Origin of the sequence: Streptomyces sp. CB02400 (assembly GCF_001905725.1) — a bacterium.
GTDB classification, from domain to species: Bacteria; Actinomycetota; Actinomycetes; order Streptomycetales; family Streptomycetaceae; genus Streptomyces; species Streptomyces atrovirens.
In genome coordinates, this window is record NZ_LIWB01000028.1 from 18,247 (window position 1) to 34,851 (window position 16,605).

Genomic DNA, 16,605 nt, shown 5'->3' on the forward strand with positions numbered 1-16,605 from the left:
CAGGCCCTCGCACGGGCCGCAGTGCCGCCGACCGCCTCCCGCCGGGCGGGACGTCTTCGGTACTGCCCGTCCGGCGATTCCCGCCGGGCGGGCGTTTGAGGCCGGTGGTGACCCAGGGGCCGGCGCCGGTGTAGGCGCGGTCGGCGAGGATGGGGACACCCTGGCGTTCGCAGATCCGGATGATGCGCTGGGTACGGGCGGCGGTCAGGTCGTGGATGCGGCCGGGCAGGGCGGGCGAGATCCACAGCACTTTCCCGGCGGGATCGGTGACGACCTGGATGTTCACGCCGTGGCGGCGATGCTTGGCGGAGTAGTCGCCTCGGCTGTCGCCGACCCGGTCGCACTCGGCGAGCGTGCCGTCGAGGAGGGCGAAGTCCGGTTCGTGCTCGCGCAGCGTCTTGAGCAGGCCGGGTGCGCGGTCAGCGAGCAGGCCGGTGACGGCGGCGACGTAGGCGTGGGCGATGTCGACGGATATGCCGAAGCCAGCCGCGACGCGGGCGAGGGTGTCGTGGCGGCGCAAGTACACGAGTCCGACGAGCGCACGCCGGCGCGGCGGCAGCTTGCACCGCCGGTCACCCTCGCGGGTGACGATGAGCATCGTGACCCACTCGACCAGGGTGTGAGGCAGGTCGAGTGCGGCAGGATACGGAACCAACAGGGCTTCCGTACTGCTGAGTTGAGACATCGAACACCTCTCTCAACGGCACGGGAGCCCTGTCCGTTGCGCACACCCACCGCACGCCCCGGCGTCACTCGATCGGTGGCCACGTTGGAAAAGCTCACTGCAACTACCACCGACCCCATACGGCCGTTGAGAACAGGCCCCCGACAGCTCAACTACGTCAGGTCGTCACCAACGTCATGGCCTCGTACACCTAGCATGCCAGACCAACGAGCTCCGCCACCCTTCGTTAACACCAATTAGGGGACAAAGCCGTTCGCTACACAGCCCCCAGCACTCCTCCCGAGGAATCTCTCGGGAGGAGTGCTGGCATTCCGCCATTTTCTGCCTTGTGGATTGGAAGTGGATGGTGTGGTTACGGTGACTACATCATCCGAATGGCAGAGTGATTTGCTTTTCAGCAGGCGGCGCCCGGCGGAGGCTTTGGGCCGCCACCGCCAAGAGGCGCCCATGACGAGATTACGTCGTTCATGCTTGAGCCGCCTACGTAAGTGCCGGAGAGGTTGACAAGCGCACCGCCGGACGGCACTGCAACACCACGGCCCACGTAGTTGTTGTGTTCGTAGAAGCAGATCGTTGTAGCACTGTTGTTGCGGATGGACGAGATGCTGTCCTGCAGGTCGGGGCGGACCTGCTTGAGAACGTCTCCCACGTAACCCGGAACGTTGGTTGCACAGTTCTGTTCGTATGCGTCTTTACAGACAGTGATCCCGGTGGCCGCTGCTCCCGCAGCTCCCGTGGAGGCAGATGCAGTGCCGGTAAGGGCGCCCATGACGCCAATCGTCAGTGCGAGACTTGCGGTGGCGCTGGCAAGTCCGCTCTTGCGCATACCCATAAGGTGTTTTCCTCTGTGTTGGGCTCGTCCAGCTGTGTAGCCGTCTGTCGAGCGTCTGTTTGTGTGCCTGTGTCAAGGTGCCCATGGGCGGGCCTCGACTGACGGCGGACCGTCAACCTTCTGACCGGGTGCGGACTTGAGATGTGACAGGTACGGCGCGATGCCAGATTGAGGAATTGTCCCTGCGCGGTGCGCGCAGGGAGGGCGGTCACACGGCGCGACGTCAGGAAGGAGAGTGCCCTCTCCCTGTTCTGCGTTCCGGCACCGGGGCTGGCCCCAGGGCCTCGGCAAAGTTGTCCTGTAGCCCTGTGACGTGGGGGTTTTGTGAGGGAAAGAGGTGCGCCAGCGTGTTCCGGTCCGGTTGGATGGAGGTTCCTACGCCTTACCGTCCGACCAGGGGATCACGCCCGCGCCATGTCATCGTCCCTCATCCCTGCACCTGTGCGCACGCCCGTCCCGGAAGATGAGCTTCTGGTCCAGTTGCTCGCCGGGATACCTGATCCGCGCCGCCGGCGCGGGGTCCGGCACCCGGTCGGCGCTCTGACCGCGGTCGCGGTGTGCGCGGTGGCGGCCGGAGCCCGGGGATTCACCGCGATCGGGGAATGGGCCCGGGACGCGGGAGCCGCCGCGCTTCAACGGCTGGGGCTGCAACGCGGTGGCGTGGACGAATCCACGCTGCGACGCCTGTTCGCTCGCCTTGATGCGGACCGTCTCGATGTGGTGCTGAGTGCCTGGGCCCTGGCCAGGACCGCACTCGTCGCGGGCCGCAGGGTGATCGCCGTCGATGGCAAGACCGTCCGGGGTGCACGTGGCGGTGGTTCATCAGCCCCGCACCTGGTCGCGGCCGTCGCGCACGGCTGCGGGACGGTACTGGGCCAGGTCGCGGTGGGTGAGAAGAACAACGAGATCCCCGCCGCCCGGGAACTGCTACAGCTCCTCGACCTGGAGGGCACGGTCGTCACGATGGACGCGTTGCACACCCAGCACGACACCGCGGCAGTGGTGACCGGGGCCGGCGGCGACTACGTCCTGACCGTGAAGGCCAATCAGAAGTCGTTGTACGCGCAGCTCAAGGCCATCCCCTGGACTTCAAGTACCCGCCGTCACCAGGACGGACCGAGGGCACGGGCGCCGCACCACTCGCACGATCAAAGTGGTCGACGTGCCGGCCTGGGTCGAGTTCACGGCCGCTGCGCAGGTCGCCCAACTGCGGCGCACCGTCACCAGGAAGGGCCAACGGACCGTCGAGATCGTCTACCTGATCACCAGCGCGGACGCCCGCACCGCACCACCCGCCGTCCTGGCCGTATGGGTGCAGTCACACTGGGAGATCGAGAACCGCCTGCACTGGGTCCGCGACGTCACCTTCGACGAAGACCGCTCCCAGATCCGCACCGGCAACGCACCCCGCATCATGGCCGCCCGGCGCAACACCGTGATCACCCTGCTCCGCCTGGCCGGACACCACAACATCGCCGCCGCCCTACGCCATCACGCCCGCGCCACCGACCGCCCCATCAACCTGCTCCTGACAGCATGATCAACGACTTTGCCAGAGCCCTGAGTGCGCGGGTCAGTTTGTCGCCGGGTAGAGGTAGATCTCATGCCAGTACTTGCCCGCCTCCTTCAGCGGCGCAATTCCGAACCCCGGCCCGACATAATGCGGCTTGACCACCAGGTCCGTGACCATATCCTTTCCTGTACGTGCGTTCAAGATTAAGGAACCGTTGTCGGTGCTGCCGTAGACGGCCCCGTTGTGTACCGCTGTGACTTCCGGAGCGACACGACCGGCCGCCTGGTCCGGGAGGCTCCACAGTTTCTTGCCGGACTGTTCGTCGTATGCGTCCACCTGAGAATCAACACCAACTTGGCAGACGATTGTCTGCCGACCGTCATGCCAGCAGTCCCGAAGCTGGCTGGCCTGGAGCCCCGAATCAGTGTTGATGGTGACGATCTGCTTGCCGTCTCGGGCGCGGAGTATCAGGGCCTTCGGCTGAGCGTCCAGCGATTCGCCGACGCTGACCAGGAAGAGGGCGTCGTCAGCCCTGTCCGTCCTCCACACAGGGGCAATCCCTCCCCAATCCCGGTACGGGTCTTTGCCCGGTGGGCGGTTGGGCAGCTTCCATCGCCTTGTCCCGTCGGTCACTGCCCGTCCTTCCGGCGGTGACTGGTTCTCAGGGGACCAGTTCACCGACACCGTCTGCCCGGCCAGCACCTGTCCGTCGAAGGCGTAGGGGTGGAACTCTCTATCCTGCCAGCGAAGCTCGCCGTTCTTTGCATTCAGAATGGCTGTGTAGTGCCCACCCTCGACGATCCGCTCGACGACCACGTGCTCCGAGTTCGCGGCGAAGACGGAGGGGGTGTCGGAACTGTAGCTCCCGATGTCTTCATCAAGGTCGACACTCCAGAGGGTCCTTCCGGTTCTCGCGTCCACTGCCACAACACGGAGCAGTCTGCGTTCGGCCTGAGTTCCGGTGGCCTCCACTGGTACCAGGTAGCTGTTGAATATCCGACCGTCGGTAACTTTCGGCAGGGGCACCGCGTCATCGGAAGACCCGTTGTCGAACGTGAACGACAGCACCCTCTTACCCGTGGCGAGGTCATGGGCCACGAGTTCCGTGTCAGAGGTCATGTAGTAGATCGCTCTGCTGTCGACCACGTAGCCCCTGCCGGAGCCGTCGGGGTCGTCATTGCAACACCTTTTGGTGCCGAGGTGTATGCCGTCCGCCGTGAACTGCTTCGGGGGGTCGTAGTTCGGCAGGGACGGTTCCTTCTTCCGTGTGGGAGAAGGGGGCTTGGATCTCTCAACCTCGGCCCCGTCACCGCCACCACCGGAACACGCCGAAATCATGACACTCATGGCAAGTAACAAGGCGCATGGTAAGGGGACTCTGCCGTTCATCCACATGTGCAGATCATAAGGATTTCTGCTCGCGAGCGGAGCGTTGCGGACTGGACATCGACAGTCGACAACGCGCCACCGGTCAAAGCCGTCTACCACCCGAACTGCACGGCGGTGAGGGATGTGGGCAAAGCTCCGATCTGGACCGGGATGCCGGGGTACGGGCGATATCGACCGACTGCGCACGTGCCCCACAACGGCGAGAGGTCGGTCGGTACCCGCCCCTTGGACGACACTCGGCCGACGAGACTTCCGGGAGCGGGCGACCACGCCCCAGGGCTACAGGACAACTTTGCCGAGGCCCTGAGGGATCATGGGTCGTCAGCCCTACCGACATCACGCCTTGAAGGTCAGTAACGGTAGTTCGTTAAATCCGGAGGTAGAGGTCAATGCCGTGTCCGGTGGTGACCGCGTCGATCAGGGCCTGGAGCTCGGAGGGTGGGTCGGTGTCCGTCCAGGCTCGCCACCACCGGTTGAGGGTGATGGCGGGGGTGAGCCAGGATCGGATGGACCGTAATGCCCTGGGCCAGCAGGGCGGTTGGGGCCGGTGGGGTTCGGCTGGGCCCCCTCTCTGGCCCCTCGTCGGGGCACGGGTCCGGCGCGGTGGCATCCAGTGGTCCGGGTGGGGCGAACCATTGGTCCCAGCAGAAGGAGAAGGCGCAGTTGACCAGGGTCTGGTGGCGGCGGATGGCGCGGTCGGAACGGACTTGGAAGTCGGCCCAGCCGAGTTCGTCCTTGATCTGCTTGTAGCTCTGCTCGATCCACGGCCGCAGGCCGTAGAGGCGGACGATCTCGGCGAGGTCGGCCGGCGGGTGCGGGCTGGTGGTGGCGTGAGGTGCGTCGGAGTGGGGCAGGTTGGTGGCCAGGTACCAGGTGGCCTTCGGCGGCAGGCCGGCCGGGTCGGTGGTGGCCACGACCAGTCGGCAGGGCGATTCGGGGCCGTAGCCGCCCAGGCGGGCATCGGCGGCCCACCAAGTCTCGGTGTGCCCGTCGCGGAAGTGACGCTCCACGGGCGTCCAGTCGCCCGGATGCTTGGCATCCTTCCAGGCCAGGGCGTGGCCGGCTTCGATGGGGGTGTGCGGCTGGTCGGCCCGAGCCCAGGTGCCGCGGTGCGGCTTGAGCGCGACCACGTAGGCCAGGTTGGCCTCGCGCAGTGCGAGGTACCAGTCGTCGCTCACGGAGTAGGCGCAGTCGGCGACCACCGCCCGGCAGCCGAAGCCCGCCTCCTTCCCGCGGGCCGCGAGGTCTGCGGCCAGCTGCGGTTTCGTACGGAAGTCCGGGTCGGACCGGCCGCGGGCGAAGTGGTGGGCGGGGGTGTATGGAGTCGCGTGCAGCGGGTAATAGACGCGGCCGTCGGTCCACACCGTGGTCACCGTGACGATGCCGTTGTCGGTCTTGCCCAACCGGCCCAGCCACTGCCGGCCCACGTGCGCGGTCGCCGTGCCGTCCTTGCGGTCCCCGGAATCGTCGATCACGATGACCCCGCCATCGTGCGGAGCTGTCGCCGGCTCCTCGAGCAGCAGCTCAAGCCGCCGGTCGTTGACCAGCTCGGCCTCCCAGGGCGACTCGGACAGGAAGAACTGCAGCCGCTGCACCCCCGGCATCCCCGCACCCGCCACCGGCTCCGCCCCTGCCAGACAGGTGATCGTCTTGTTCCGCTCCCTCGGCGCCAGCAGCCCGGTCAGGTACTCGCGAAACCCTCGCCGCTGGGCCAGGCTGAAGAAGAGGTCGTCGAACCGGGCCGCGTAGTCCTCCAACGGCCCCGGCGCAGGCGGACACGGACGGCGAGCGGTCATCTTCAGCCCCCAGCCAGCCAGTTGACTCCTACCACCGACCTACGACCAAACCGACCTGCCGTCAACCCACACCACCACCGGATTTAACGAACTACCGGTAATCAGAAAATCACAGGGTTCTCGTCCGGGATGCAGTGGACGTGCGGGCCATCGAAATAGCCACGGACTATGTGCGGTTGTCACTGGGTTCCATGGAGGCACCGACGGTTCTCGGCGGCTCCGTATCATGACGCCATCACCGATGCCGCCGAGTAAACTGCGAGACCTCGACACGCGGGCCCTCAGACCGGGGTCGGAAAAACCCGGACCCGCCCCACACCTGTGATCAGAATTCATGGAGTCGATTCGTGGAGTCGGTCCCTGAAGTTCCCGATGAACGCCGCCCTGCTGCCGTCACGACGCAAAGAGAACGGCGGATCCGCCAGGTCCCGCTGTCCAGGACGAGATCCGGACAGGGTTCTGACCAGCCCGGACAGCATGTGTCTGTCCGGGACAGCCGACTTCCGTTGCTTTCGATCCCTCAGTGCCAGAGTCTCGATGCCACAACGGACTTCAGACAGCCGGTCCGTCAAACCACACGATGGGAGAGGTCGAATGCGCAAACGCTTAACCTCTGCTTCGGGTGACGAAGGGGGGAAACCGTCAAGGATATTCCTTCTCCTCACCGCGACGACCGTTGCTTTCCTCGGGGTCGCTGCCCCGCAGTCCGCCAGTGCCGCGGAAACGGCCGCGTCCTGTACTGCGATAGCAGACACCCCGCAATACGCGGGTGGGGAAGTCGTGTACAGCGGAAGGGTCAAGTGCAGCCGACCCTACAGCGCGCTCGAGGTGGAAGTGAACCTCACCATGCAGGAGGGCAGTTCTTCTGCTACGGAAGTGGCTGACACGGTCAGTTACTGCGAAGACGAAAGTGTGTGTGCGGACTTCGGGCTTCACCCGAACAAGTCAGGCTCGCAGGTGTGGTGCACCGTCGTAGAGGGCTGGGCTCCCGGCGTCACGGTTGCGACCGCTCGACGTTGTGAGACGCAGAGTTGGTGAAGAGGTTCCGAACCCGCCCGCGACCAGAGAGGACTTGGACCGTCATGAAAGTTCGCTCATTTTCCGCAGCCGCTTCGGCACTGACACTGCCTTTGCTCTTCCTGAGTGGGGCCACCGCACACGCCACGTCATCCACCGCCGCCGCTCCCGAATGCCACACCGTGGCAGACACGCCGATCTATCAGGGCGGCAACATCGTGTACAGCGGCGGCGTCGTCTGCGACGGATGGTTCGGCGGCGAGGTCGAAGTCAAGCTGCTCATGAAGGAAGGCACCAAGCCTTACGTGGAAGTCTCCAGCGTGTCCAACGGGTACTGCCCGAACAACAGCTGCTACGACACGGGGTACTACCCCAACAGAGCCGGCAACCAGAGTTGGTGCACGCAGGTGGTGGTGGTCAACCTGCGTCATGCGACCGCTTGTGAATCACAGAACTGGTAGGGGCCATGAAACGAGTAACGTGCAGGACTATGGGACGGGCAGCCAGCCTGGCCGCGAGCACCGGCCTTCTGTTTGCCGCGACCCTCTCGATACCGACCAGCGCTGCCGCAGCCACGGCCGCGCCCGACTGCTGGCCGGTCGCGTCCACGCCGCGCTATGTCGAGGGAAGCATCGTGTACGCGGGCGAAGTGCGGTGCCGTACCCTCGTACCGAAAACCCAGGTATACGTCAGGCTCGAACTGTCCGACCGTTCCTTCGAAGCGGGCACGCAGAAGTCCTGTGAGCTCACTTCCTTCTGTCGAGACGTCGGGTACCACCCGAACCGGGCCGGGAACCAGGTCTGGTGCACCGATGTATCGGGGACGAACATCGGCTCTGTCCGGGCCTGTGAGTCGGAGAACTGGTAGATGACCATGCGAGGATCAGAACCGAAGTAGTGGAGCTTTGAGGGCCTCTCATCCTTCAGTTCGAAGTGAGGGCGGTCGGCCCTGTGCGTCGGCGCAGTGACACAAGCAGGGCTCCTGGTCGTCTCGATGGTGATCTCATTCATCAACGTTGCCGACCGGGAGCGCTGTTGCTACATCGATGCAAGCGCGCTCCTGGGGCACATGGGAGAGTGTGGCCGTTCCTGCCCTCCCGGAACCACGCGATCGGATCGTCCAGCTCGATGATCTACCCTTCGGAAAGCTGCGCGGTATACCGGAAGTCGTGGAGAGCGGTCGCGAACTCCTTGGCAGCGACTCCGCACCCTCCGTGGTGGACCCGGCCTCGCCCTGGAAGAGCGACCGGTTCGCCAACCACATCCGATCCAGACACGCCACGGTCCACGCCATGCTGGAAGCCGGCCACAGCCGCCGTTTCATCGGCCGCCAACTCCACATGACGCACCGCACCGTCAAAAGCCTTGTTGATGCGGCGAGATCGGAGGATCTTTTCACCGGTCAGTACCAGTTCAACCGAGCCTCCGCGCTGGACGAGTACAAGCCCTAATTTGTTGGTAGGGGTCTGCTGCAGGTTTGGGTGACAGGTTCGGTCACGCGGCGTGGAGGGCTGGTGTGGTCATGACGGTTTCGAATTCGACGGGGGTCAGTCGGCCGAGTGCGGCTTGTCTGCGGCGGCGGTGATAGGTCCGCTCGATCCAGGTCACGATCGCGATCCGGAGTTCCTCGTGGGTGGTCCAGGTCCGGCGGTCGAGGACGTTCTTCTGCAGCAGGCTGAAGAAGGACTCCATGGCCGCGTTGTCGCCGGCCGCCCCGACTCTTCCTATCGAGCCGGCCATCCGGTGGCGGTCAAGTGCCCGGACGAATTTCCGGGACCGGAACTACCATCCGCGATCGCTGTGCAGAATGCATCCGTCGACGTGTTCGCGCCGGGCGACGGCGTTCTCCAGGGCGGTCACGGCCAGGCGGTACTTCATCCGCGCATCGATGGAGTAGCCCACGATCCTGTTGCTGAAGACGTCCTTGATCGCGCAGAGGTACAACTTCCCTTCGCTGGTGGCATGTTCGGGGATGTCGGCGAGCCACAGCCGGTTCGGCCCGTCCGCGGTGAAGTCGCGGCGGACCAGGTCGTCGTGCACCGGCGGCCCGGCTTTCTTGGCTCTCCCGCGCTTCTTGCCGAACACGCTCCACCAGCGGTTGTCCCGGCAGATCCGCCACGCGGTCCGATCCGCCATCCGAGCCCCGGCATCGCGCGCTTCGTCGGCCAGGAAGCGGTAACCGAATTCCGGGTCGTCGCGGTGGGCGTCGAAGAGCGCTTTCGCGCGGTATGCCTCTTCCAGCACGGCATCGGTCACCGGCTTGTCGAGCCAGCGGTAGTACGGCTGTCTGGCGAGCTTCAGGACCCGGCACGTGACCGTGACAGGCGTCCCGTCCGCGGCCAGCTCTTTCACGAGCGGGTAGAGCCTTTTCCCCGGCAGATGGGCCTGCGACAGATAGGCCGCTGCCCGGCGAAGTCGGCTGGAGAGCGGTAGTTCACCGTGCGCAGCTGTTGCCCCGCGAAGGCGGACCGGCCGGGGATGGCGGGGAGGAAGGGTCTCGACCACGTGCCGGTCACGCTGATGACCGCCCGGGCCCGCCAGGTGCCGGAGTCGGCCTCGACCAGGAGCCGGCCGCCGTCGCGGCGTACGGCGTCCACGCGGGTGCCGTGCTGGACGGTCAGGTCGTAGCGCTTCTCGTAGTCGGTGAGGTAGTCCACCACGTGCCCGGCATCCGGGTAGGTTTCGCCCGGCTGGGCTGAGGCGGCCGGCCAGCGAGGAGTGCTGCGCTGGGGAGAACAGCTGCAGGGAGTCAGGGTGGTCCGACCGTCTGCCTGGGTGTTCGCCCTGCCGAGGCGATCTCCTCATGAGTAGTAGCCCCCGACCAGCCCTGACATTGGCTCAGTCGCGGTGCGGGAGGTGAGCATCGGGCCGGGAGGCTGGGTCAGGTGACCCACCGGCCGTTGCACTCGCGGCCCGGGTTTGGCTCCGGATGGTGCTCGGCAGCGCTCTCCCTTGTAGTCACCCGACCTCAAACCAGACCACCTTGCCGATGCTCAGCCGGTCCGCGCCCCAGCGCCGGGCTAGCCGGTTCACCACGTACAGGCCACGTCCAGCCTCGTCCGTGGCCCGCGTCTGCTGAAGCCTAGGCAGCTGCGGCGCGTCATCGCCGACCTCGCAGGGGTCTGTACGGTGAGCGGTGTAACTCCCGAGCTGGGAGCGACAGTTGATGACTGACGTGACGAGTGGCACCGAGGCCGGGAAGGCCGCTGTGAGTGGGGCGAGCGCCGTGGACGACGAGCTGGTCGCTGAGTTGGTGGCCCGGGCTCAGGCCGGTGGGGTGAGGCTCACCGGGGAGGGCGGTCTGCTGCAGCAGCTGACCAAGTGGGTGCTGGAGTCCGCGCTGGAGGGCGAGCTCACCGATCATCTGGGGCACGAGCCCGGTGAGCGGGCCGAGGGCGGCCGGGAGAACTACCGCAACGGCCACCGGTCCAAGACGGTGATCACCGAGTCTGGGCCGGTCGAGATCGCTGTCCCGCGGGACCGGGCGGGGTCGTTCGAGCCGCAGCTGGTCAAGAAGCGGCAGCGGCGTCTGGGCGGGGTGGACGAGATGGTCCTGTCGTTGTCAGCGAAGGGGCTGACGCATGGGGAGATCTCCGCGCACCTCGTCGAGGTCTACGGAGCGGAGATCTCCAAGTCCACGATCTCCACGATCACCGACAGCGTGATGGCCGGCATGACGGAATGGCAGAACCGTCCCCTGGACAGCGTCTACCCGGTCGTCTTCATCGACTGTGTGAACGTGAAGGTCAGGGACGGGCAGGTCGCCAACCGTCCGGTCTGCATGGCGGTGGCAGTCACCGTCGAGGGGCACCGGGACATCCTGGGCCTGTGGATCGGTGACGGCGGGGAGGGCGCAAAGTACTGGCTCCAGGTCCTGACCGAGATCAAGAACCGCGGCGCGGCCGACGTCCTGATGCTGGTCTGCGACGGCCTGACCGGGCTCCCGGACGCCGTGAACACCGTCTGGCCTGCGACGATCGTCCAGACCTGTGTCGTTCACCTGCTGAGGAACAGCTTTCGTTACGCGGCCCGGCAGGACTGGGAGAAGATCGCGAAGGCGCTCAGGCCCGTCTACACCGCGCCGACCGAGGAGGCCGCGCTGGAGCGGTTCGTGGAGTTCACCGACGCCTGGGGCGGGAAGTATCCGGCGATCGTCCGGCTCTGGGAGGCGGCCTGGGCGGAGTTCGTGCCCTTCCTCCGGTTCGATGTGGAGATCCGCAAGATCGTCTGCACCACCAACGCGATCGAGAGCATCAACGCACGGATCCGCAAGGCGGTCCGGGCCTGGGGGCACTTCCCCACCGACCAGGCCGCCCTCAAATGCGTCTACCTGGCCGTCATGAGCCTGGACCCGACCGGCACCGGACGCAAACGCTGGACCATGCGCTGGAAAGCCGCACTCCAAGCCTTCGACGGCCGGCTCACCGCCGGACGCCGCTAAAGAAAACCGACCGAGTTCCACCGTTCACTACACAGACCCGCCGACGGACGCTGGCCCGGCTGCGCGCCGATCACCACGACTCCCTCTCACCGACAGGAGCAGCCCGGTAAACCCCGACACCGCACCCACCGCCACGGCCGAGCCGCAGGACGCCGCCGGGCGAGTACCGGTGCGCGCGGCCACCTCCGCTGACGCCGAGGGCATCATCCGGATGCGCTCCGAACATGTCCTGTCCCAGCCCTTGAGCGAGGAGTGGATCCGGCGATGCGCAGACGAGTTGGCCCCCCGGCTGAGTCCGGCCGGTGACGCGCGGGCCTTCATCGTCGACGCTCCGGACGGCACGATGGCCGCCTGCGCCCTCGGCCTGATCCACCCCGTACTCCCGGCACCGGCCTACCCCCGGGGCCTGGCCGCACGCGTGCACGTCGTCGCCACCCACCCAGACTTCCGGCGCCGCGGCTACGCCCGCGCGGTGGTCACCGCGCTGCTCGATCACCTCGCCGACATCGAGGGCGTCACCCTGTTCGAGGTACATGCCAGCGTGGAAGCCCAGCCGCTCTACCGGGAGCTGGGCTTCACGGGCAGTCCGGCGCTGATGCGGATGACGCGTCTCGAACCGACAGCCACGGCGAGCACCCCGAACAGCCGCCCGGTCTGGCTGCCACTCAAGCAGTACGCCGAGACTGTCCCGAAGGCAACCGCGTTCGCGTGCGTGTACTTCACCGACGAGGACGACCGTCCGCTCCAGCTGCACTCCGTCTACTCCCCCGCCCACTCGTGGCAGCTGGTCGGCGGAACTACGGACCACGGTGAGCGGCCCTTCGAGACGGCTGTGCGCGAGTGCCGGGAGGAGACCGGCCTGACTGTGGCCGGCCCGCCCCGCCTGCTGGCCACCGTGTACGGGCTACCCGGCATCCAGTGGCCCTACAGCACCATCGGGATGGTCTTCGACGGCGGACGGCTCACCGCGATGCAGATCCGTGGCATCACCCTCGACCCGCAGGAGCACGACGAGGTACATGTCCTGCCCCTGGCCGAGTGGAAGGCGCTGATGCCGGCTCGCGACTTCGCGCGCCTGCGCACGGTGGCAGAGGCCCGCCGCACCGGCGAGGCCGCGTACTTCGGCACCTGGGACTGGGGAAACGAATGAGCAGCATCGTGTTGATGTCCGACCGGCGGGTGGCAGCGATCTCCGTGCAGGAATGCGGCGAAGGCCTCGTCGACGTCCGTGCGCACGGCGTGAACGTCGATGACCGCAAACGCGACGCCGCCGGAGCGTGGGCACATGTCCGGCAAGGAGTCCTCACTCGGCTGCTGCACACCCAGTCGCTGCTGCCCGTCGGCGCCGCGCTGCTCTTCGTCGAGGGCTTTCGGCCGCCGGCCCTGCAAAAGCAGTACTTCGAGGCGTACTCCGAGGAACTCGCCCGCGCCCACCCACGGTGGCTGGCCGCCGAACTCCGGGAGGCCGCCAGCTGGCTTGTCTCCCCGCCAAAGATCGCGCCGCACTCCGCCAGTGCAGCCGTCGACGTCACCCTCCTCGACCACCAAGGCCGAACGCTTGACAGGCCCCCTCCGTCAGAAGCGCCTGCCGGTGACCTCCAACGAGCCAGCCCAATCTACTGACAGACATTCAGGTCGTCCGATAGCATGCCAAATCGTTGGGTCGCCTCTCCGCACCGAGAGTTTGGAAGAGCGTTGGCTGAACCACTGACGATGGCGTCGATCGGTGCGGTTGCCCTGAGCGAGGGCATCCGCTTTCTCTACAGCCAAGCCACGGAACTGCTGCGGCGACTGCGTGCCCGGCGCGAGGGCCGAATCGTCGAGGGCGAGATCCTGGTGGATGGCAGGGACGCGCTGGACGGATCGATCGGGCTGGTGCGGATCGATTACGCACGGGCGGCGGAACAGAGCGAGGCGATCCGCGACCTGAGCCGTTCGCTCGGGGAATACGCGGAGGGCATCGAATCCGTCGATCCGACGAACACCGCAATGGTGCAGTCGGCGCACGCTCTGCGGCAGCTTCTGGAAACGGTGTACGGCCGCCGCATCACGCTGCGCGGTGAGAGCCGCGAGCGGTCCGGCGCGACCGTCGATGTCGAAATCACCTCCGGGCAGGTCGACGGCTACGTGGCGGCCGTACGGGCGAAGCGTGTCGGGAACGCCGACGTCAACGCGCGCGTTCGCGTCGACACCGTCAACTCCGGCGCGGAGGCGGTCGGCCTGGAGGTCGACGATCTCGGTTAGCAATAGGCGGCTCGGCCGGTTGGACAGAATCTGCGGGGCCTCGGAGCGCTGCCGGTAGCGGCCGACGATCAACCGACGCAGCCACCGCAGTCGAGCCGCACCTTCCGCGCATCGCGAGAGAACACCCGGAACACGGCGTCCGCACCGCTCCGGGACGCCTCGGCCAACATCGCCGCCGACGTGGTGAGCGGTCCGACGCCGCAGTCGGTGCGAGGCCGGATGCTCAGCACGCGCGTCTGCGCGGTCCGGATCGTCCTCTCGCCGACGACGCTGGCGCAGCGTGATCGCAGCACAAGCACATGGGTCGCTCCTTCACGGGCCGCCCTGGGCAGTGCGATACGCTCACCGATCGAACCGTCGATCCAGCGGGCGCGCCGGAATATCACGGGCCGACCTGCCAGGAGCGGCACACACGCCGACGCCCTGAGCACAATTTTCCAGTCGTCAGATGTGCGCAGTCCGGAGAACGTCGCCGGCCGTCCCGAAGCCAAGGAAGTCGCGACAAGTCGTACCGAGATATCCCCGTCACAGACCTCGTCGAAGTCCAGCGGACGTTTGCAGGTCAGCACCTCGTCCGTCAGGTAACGCAGATTCATCAAAGGGCCGGAGCCGCTACGCAGTCGCCGGTAGCTGATGAACTGTGCGCCGGACAGGAACTCCGGATAGATCGAGGAGGCTCCCCGCGCACCCTTGGCCGCGAAGACCAAGGCAGAGAAGGCCCCAGCCGATGTCCCGTAGACGACATCGAAACTGTCCCGCAGCCCCAGCCGGGCCAGTGCGTCCACCATGCCGGCGGTATACGCGCCCCGCATGCCTCCTCCCTCCACCACCAGAGCGACTCGGTGCGGGTCCCGGCGCGACGCAGGTTTGCTCTGGCTTCGCCGTCTACAGAAGATGACGTCCAAGACGTCGTGGCCCTCACCGATCGGGTCTGCCATGGGCTCTCCCGCCGACATGGGGATCACCGCAGGCGGCGCACTTCAGCGAGCTTGCAGTGCCGAAGCATGAAGATGAGCCACCAGCCTGGGTCGAATTCCCATCTTCTGGCGGCCAGGCGGGCGTTGGCCGGAGAGGCATGATGGTTCGCATGGAGTGATTCACCGGCGGTCAGGAGGGCGAAGGACCGCAGGTTGCGGCCGATATGCCCGGAGACTTGAGGCCCCGGCAGATGGCCGAGGCCGTTGACGATGCCCACACCCGCGAGTATCTGCGCGAAGGCGAGCAGGTAGATCCAGAGCATGTGAACGGGGCCGGCCCATGTCGCGAAGACGATCAGGGTCAGCGCGATGCCGCCGTATCGTTGGCCGAAAGGCATTCGGTCGACGAAGTCACGCGGAACATCCTTGGCCAGACGATCCACCAGAGCGGGATCCGAGCACGCGACACGGTTCAGCTTCGATCCGCGGAAGGTGACTACCCAGAGCCCTTCGAAAAGGGGACTGTGCGGATCTTCCTCGGTGTCGGCGTGCCGGTGGTGGAGCCGATGAGCGGCGACCCACTCCCTGGGGTTGCTGCCGAGAAGCAGCCAGATACTCAAGCGAAACAGGAACCTGACGGCCGGGTGCAGTGTGACCGAGTGATGCGCCAGACAGCGGTGCAGGTAGACCGACTGGCCGTAGATGACGATTTGACTGAGGATCACTGACAAAATGACGTCCGTCGCGGACGGCATCCAACCGTTCATCAATCTTCACCCCTTTTCCTTTCGGATGGAATCCGGTTATCCATGGGCGAGCCTGCGGTACCCCGCACCCATGCGGCGTTTCAGGCGTCTCGCGGTCAGCGGGAGAAGCACCAGAAGGAAGACCGCCACCGCGGCAAGGTCGCCCGACCGGCCGCCCGCACACAGAGCGACAGTCCCAAATCCCGTCAGTAGTTGGACTCCGGCGAAGACATACCGTCGCCCCATGTCGGCACGAGAGTTGAGTGACAGGAAGAGTGATGCGAACGAGGCGATGCCGAAGGCCGCGGCAACGATCGCCGTCGTCCAAGAGAGAGCGCCCTTCACGAAGGTCGCCAGGAACGGCCCGAGTGTGATCACCGACAGAAGGATCTGCAGTGCCCAAGCGTAGCCGACGAGCCCACGGGGGATGTGGGGCGCGTCCGCCCCGGTTGGCCTGGCTCCAAACAAGATCGGAGTGGTACGAGCCCCGTAGGAGTAGTCACTGCTCAGGTCACGCAATCCGGCGTGGACCCCGTTGATAAACGTAATAAAGACGACGACCGAGATCGCCAGCAGAGCGGATCTTGAGGTCGGATCCCCGGCGACCAGTGCTCCATAGTATGCGAAACCAGCCGCGCCGACACCTTGAAGGAAGTCCATGAACGGCGGTACGGCTGTCCGCTTACCCGCGACGTTGTAAGCGGCTGTAGCAGCGAATGAGATGAAGAGAGCGAGGAATCGGTAGGCGTCGAGCCCCAGGAGAACCGGATCCGCAAGAAACCCGAGCACGACGGCCGACACCACAACGCCCAGTGCCGTACGTGGGCTGATTCTCCCACTGACTAGGGGACGACCGGCCTTCCGGGGATCTCCGCGGTCTACCTCGATGTCCGCTAGGTCATTCACGACCGATAGCACGACATGAAAGGGCAACGACATGCAGAGAGCAAAGGCAATTCTCTGCGAGTTGACCTCAACAGCCGTCATGGCCCCCAGGATCGGAAGGGCCACACTCCATCCGAAAA

General features: G+C 66.0%; 12 protein-coding genes and 5 pseudogenes. 7 read left to right on the forward strand and 10 right to left on the reverse strand.

Annotated elements, in window-relative coordinates; translation table 11 throughout:
* Window positions 1-79: 79 nt before the first annotated feature.
* Both AMK33_RS38215 and AMK33_RS42315 read right to left on the reverse strand, forming a co-directional pair.
* Window positions 80-655 (reverse strand): annotated as a pseudogene (locus AMK33_RS38215) (transposase family protein); the annotation flags it as partial.
* Window positions 656-1,079: 424 nt separating this feature from the next.
* The gene (locus AMK33_RS42315) at window positions 1,080-1,517 is read right to left on the reverse strand and encodes a peptidase inhibitor family I36 protein (RefSeq protein ID WP_143203907.1); all 438 of its coding nucleotides are present in this window, start codon (window positions 1,515-1,517) and stop codon (window positions 1,080-1,082) included.
* A gap of 414 nt (window positions 1,518-1,931) precedes the next feature.
* On the opposite strand from AMK33_RS42315, the pseudogene AMK33_RS38225 reads away from it, so the two are divergent.
* Window positions 1,932-3,057: pseudogene (locus AMK33_RS38225) on the forward strand (ISAs1 family transposase).
* Window positions 3,058-3,090: 33 nt separating this feature from the next.
* On the opposite strand, the gene AMK33_RS38230 reads toward AMK33_RS38225, so the two are convergent.
* The gene (locus AMK33_RS38230; RefSeq protein ID WP_158075179.1) at window positions 3,091-4,377 is read right to left on the reverse strand and encodes an outer membrane protein assembly factor BamB family protein; all 1,287 of its coding nucleotides are present in this window, start codon (window positions 4,375-4,377) and stop codon (window positions 3,091-3,093) included.
* 428 nt (window positions 4,378-4,805) lie between these two features.
* The gene (locus AMK33_RS38235) at window positions 4,806-6,215 is read right to left on the reverse strand and encodes an IS701 family transposase (protein ID WP_073937870.1); all 1,410 of its coding nucleotides are present in this window, start codon (window positions 6,213-6,215) and stop codon (window positions 4,806-4,808) included.
* 1,082 nt (window positions 6,216-7,297) lie between these two features.
* Here AMK33_RS38235 and AMK33_RS38240 point away from each other — a divergent pair.
* Together AMK33_RS38240 and AMK33_RS38250 are read left to right on the forward strand one after the other, a co-directional pair.
* Window positions 7,298-7,693 carry a hypothetical protein gene (locus tag AMK33_RS38240; RefSeq protein WP_143203908.1) on the forward strand — a complete coding sequence of 132 codons (396 nt, stop codon included), beginning with the start codon at window positions 7,298-7,300 and terminating at the stop codon, window positions 7,691-7,693.
* 708 nt (window positions 7,694-8,401) lie between these two features.
* Entirely contained in the window at window positions 8,402-8,683 is a 282-nt protein-coding gene (locus tag AMK33_RS38250; RefSeq protein WP_073937873.1) for a hypothetical protein, read from the forward strand.
* A 43-nt stretch (window positions 8,684-8,726) separates the two neighbouring features.
* On the opposite strand, the pseudogene AMK33_RS44400 reads toward AMK33_RS38250, so the two are convergent.
* From AMK33_RS44400 to AMK33_RS44405, 3 pseudogenes are all read right to left on the reverse strand, one after another.
* Window positions 8,727-9,647: pseudogene (locus AMK33_RS44400) on the reverse strand (IS3 family transposase); the annotation flags it as partial.
* A pseudogene (locus AMK33_RS42005) lies at window positions 9,626-9,989 on the reverse strand (NAD(P)-binding domain-containing protein); the annotation flags it as partial. The pseudogenes AMK33_RS44400 and AMK33_RS42005, both read right to left, overlap by 22 nt.
* 201 nt (window positions 9,990-10,190) lie before the next feature.
* Window positions 10,191-10,364, reverse strand: a pseudogene (locus tag AMK33_RS44405) (ATP-binding protein); the annotation flags it as partial.
* A 34-nt stretch (window positions 10,365-10,398) separates the two neighbouring features.
* Between AMK33_RS44405 and AMK33_RS38260 the strand changes: the two are divergent.
* From AMK33_RS38260 to AMK33_RS38275, 4 genes are all read left to right on the forward strand, one after another.
* Complete coding sequence (locus AMK33_RS38260) at window positions 10,399-11,673, forward strand: IS256 family transposase (protein WP_073937874.1); 1,275 nt, start codon at window positions 10,399-10,401, stop codon at window positions 11,671-11,673.
* Window positions 11,674-11,884: 211 nt separating this feature from the next.
* Window positions 11,885-12,823, forward strand: coding sequence for a GNAT family N-acetyltransferase (locus tag AMK33_RS38265; protein ID WP_073937897.1), 939 nt, complete (start codon window positions 11,885-11,887; stop codon window positions 12,821-12,823).
* A complete protein-coding gene (locus tag AMK33_RS38270) occupies window positions 12,820-13,296 on the forward strand; it encodes a hypothetical protein (RefSeq protein WP_235618321.1) in 477 nt (158 codons plus the stop codon). Before AMK33_RS38265 ends, AMK33_RS38270 begins: the two co-directional genes overlap by 4 nt.
* A gap of 72 nt (window positions 13,297-13,368) precedes the next feature.
* Window positions 13,369-13,917, forward strand: coding sequence for a hypothetical protein (locus tag AMK33_RS38275; protein ID WP_158075180.1), 549 nt, complete (start codon window positions 13,369-13,371; stop codon window positions 13,915-13,917).
* Window positions 13,918-13,985: 68 nt separating this feature from the next.
* Here the strand turns inward: AMK33_RS38275 and AMK33_RS38280 are convergent, their stop codons facing one another.
* The 3 genes from AMK33_RS38280 to AMK33_RS38290 are packed head-to-tail and all read right to left on the reverse strand — an operon-like array spanning window position 13,986 to window position 16,567.
* Entirely contained in the window at window positions 13,986-14,873 is an 888-nt protein-coding gene (locus AMK33_RS38280) for a patatin-like phospholipase family protein (RefSeq protein WP_143203909.1), read from the reverse strand.
* Window positions 14,874-14,878: 5 nt separating this feature from the next.
* Complete coding sequence (locus AMK33_RS38285) at window positions 14,879-15,601, reverse strand: fatty acid desaturase (RefSeq protein ID WP_073937877.1); 723 nt, start codon at window positions 15,599-15,601, stop codon at window positions 14,879-14,881.
* Between the two features lie 36 nt (window positions 15,602-15,637).
* The gene (locus AMK33_RS38290) at window positions 15,638-16,567 is read right to left on the reverse strand and encodes a UbiA prenyltransferase family protein (protein ID WP_158075182.1); all 930 of its coding nucleotides are present in this window, start codon (window positions 16,565-16,567) and stop codon (window positions 15,638-15,640) included.
* Window positions 16,568-16,605: the final 38 nt, after the last annotated feature.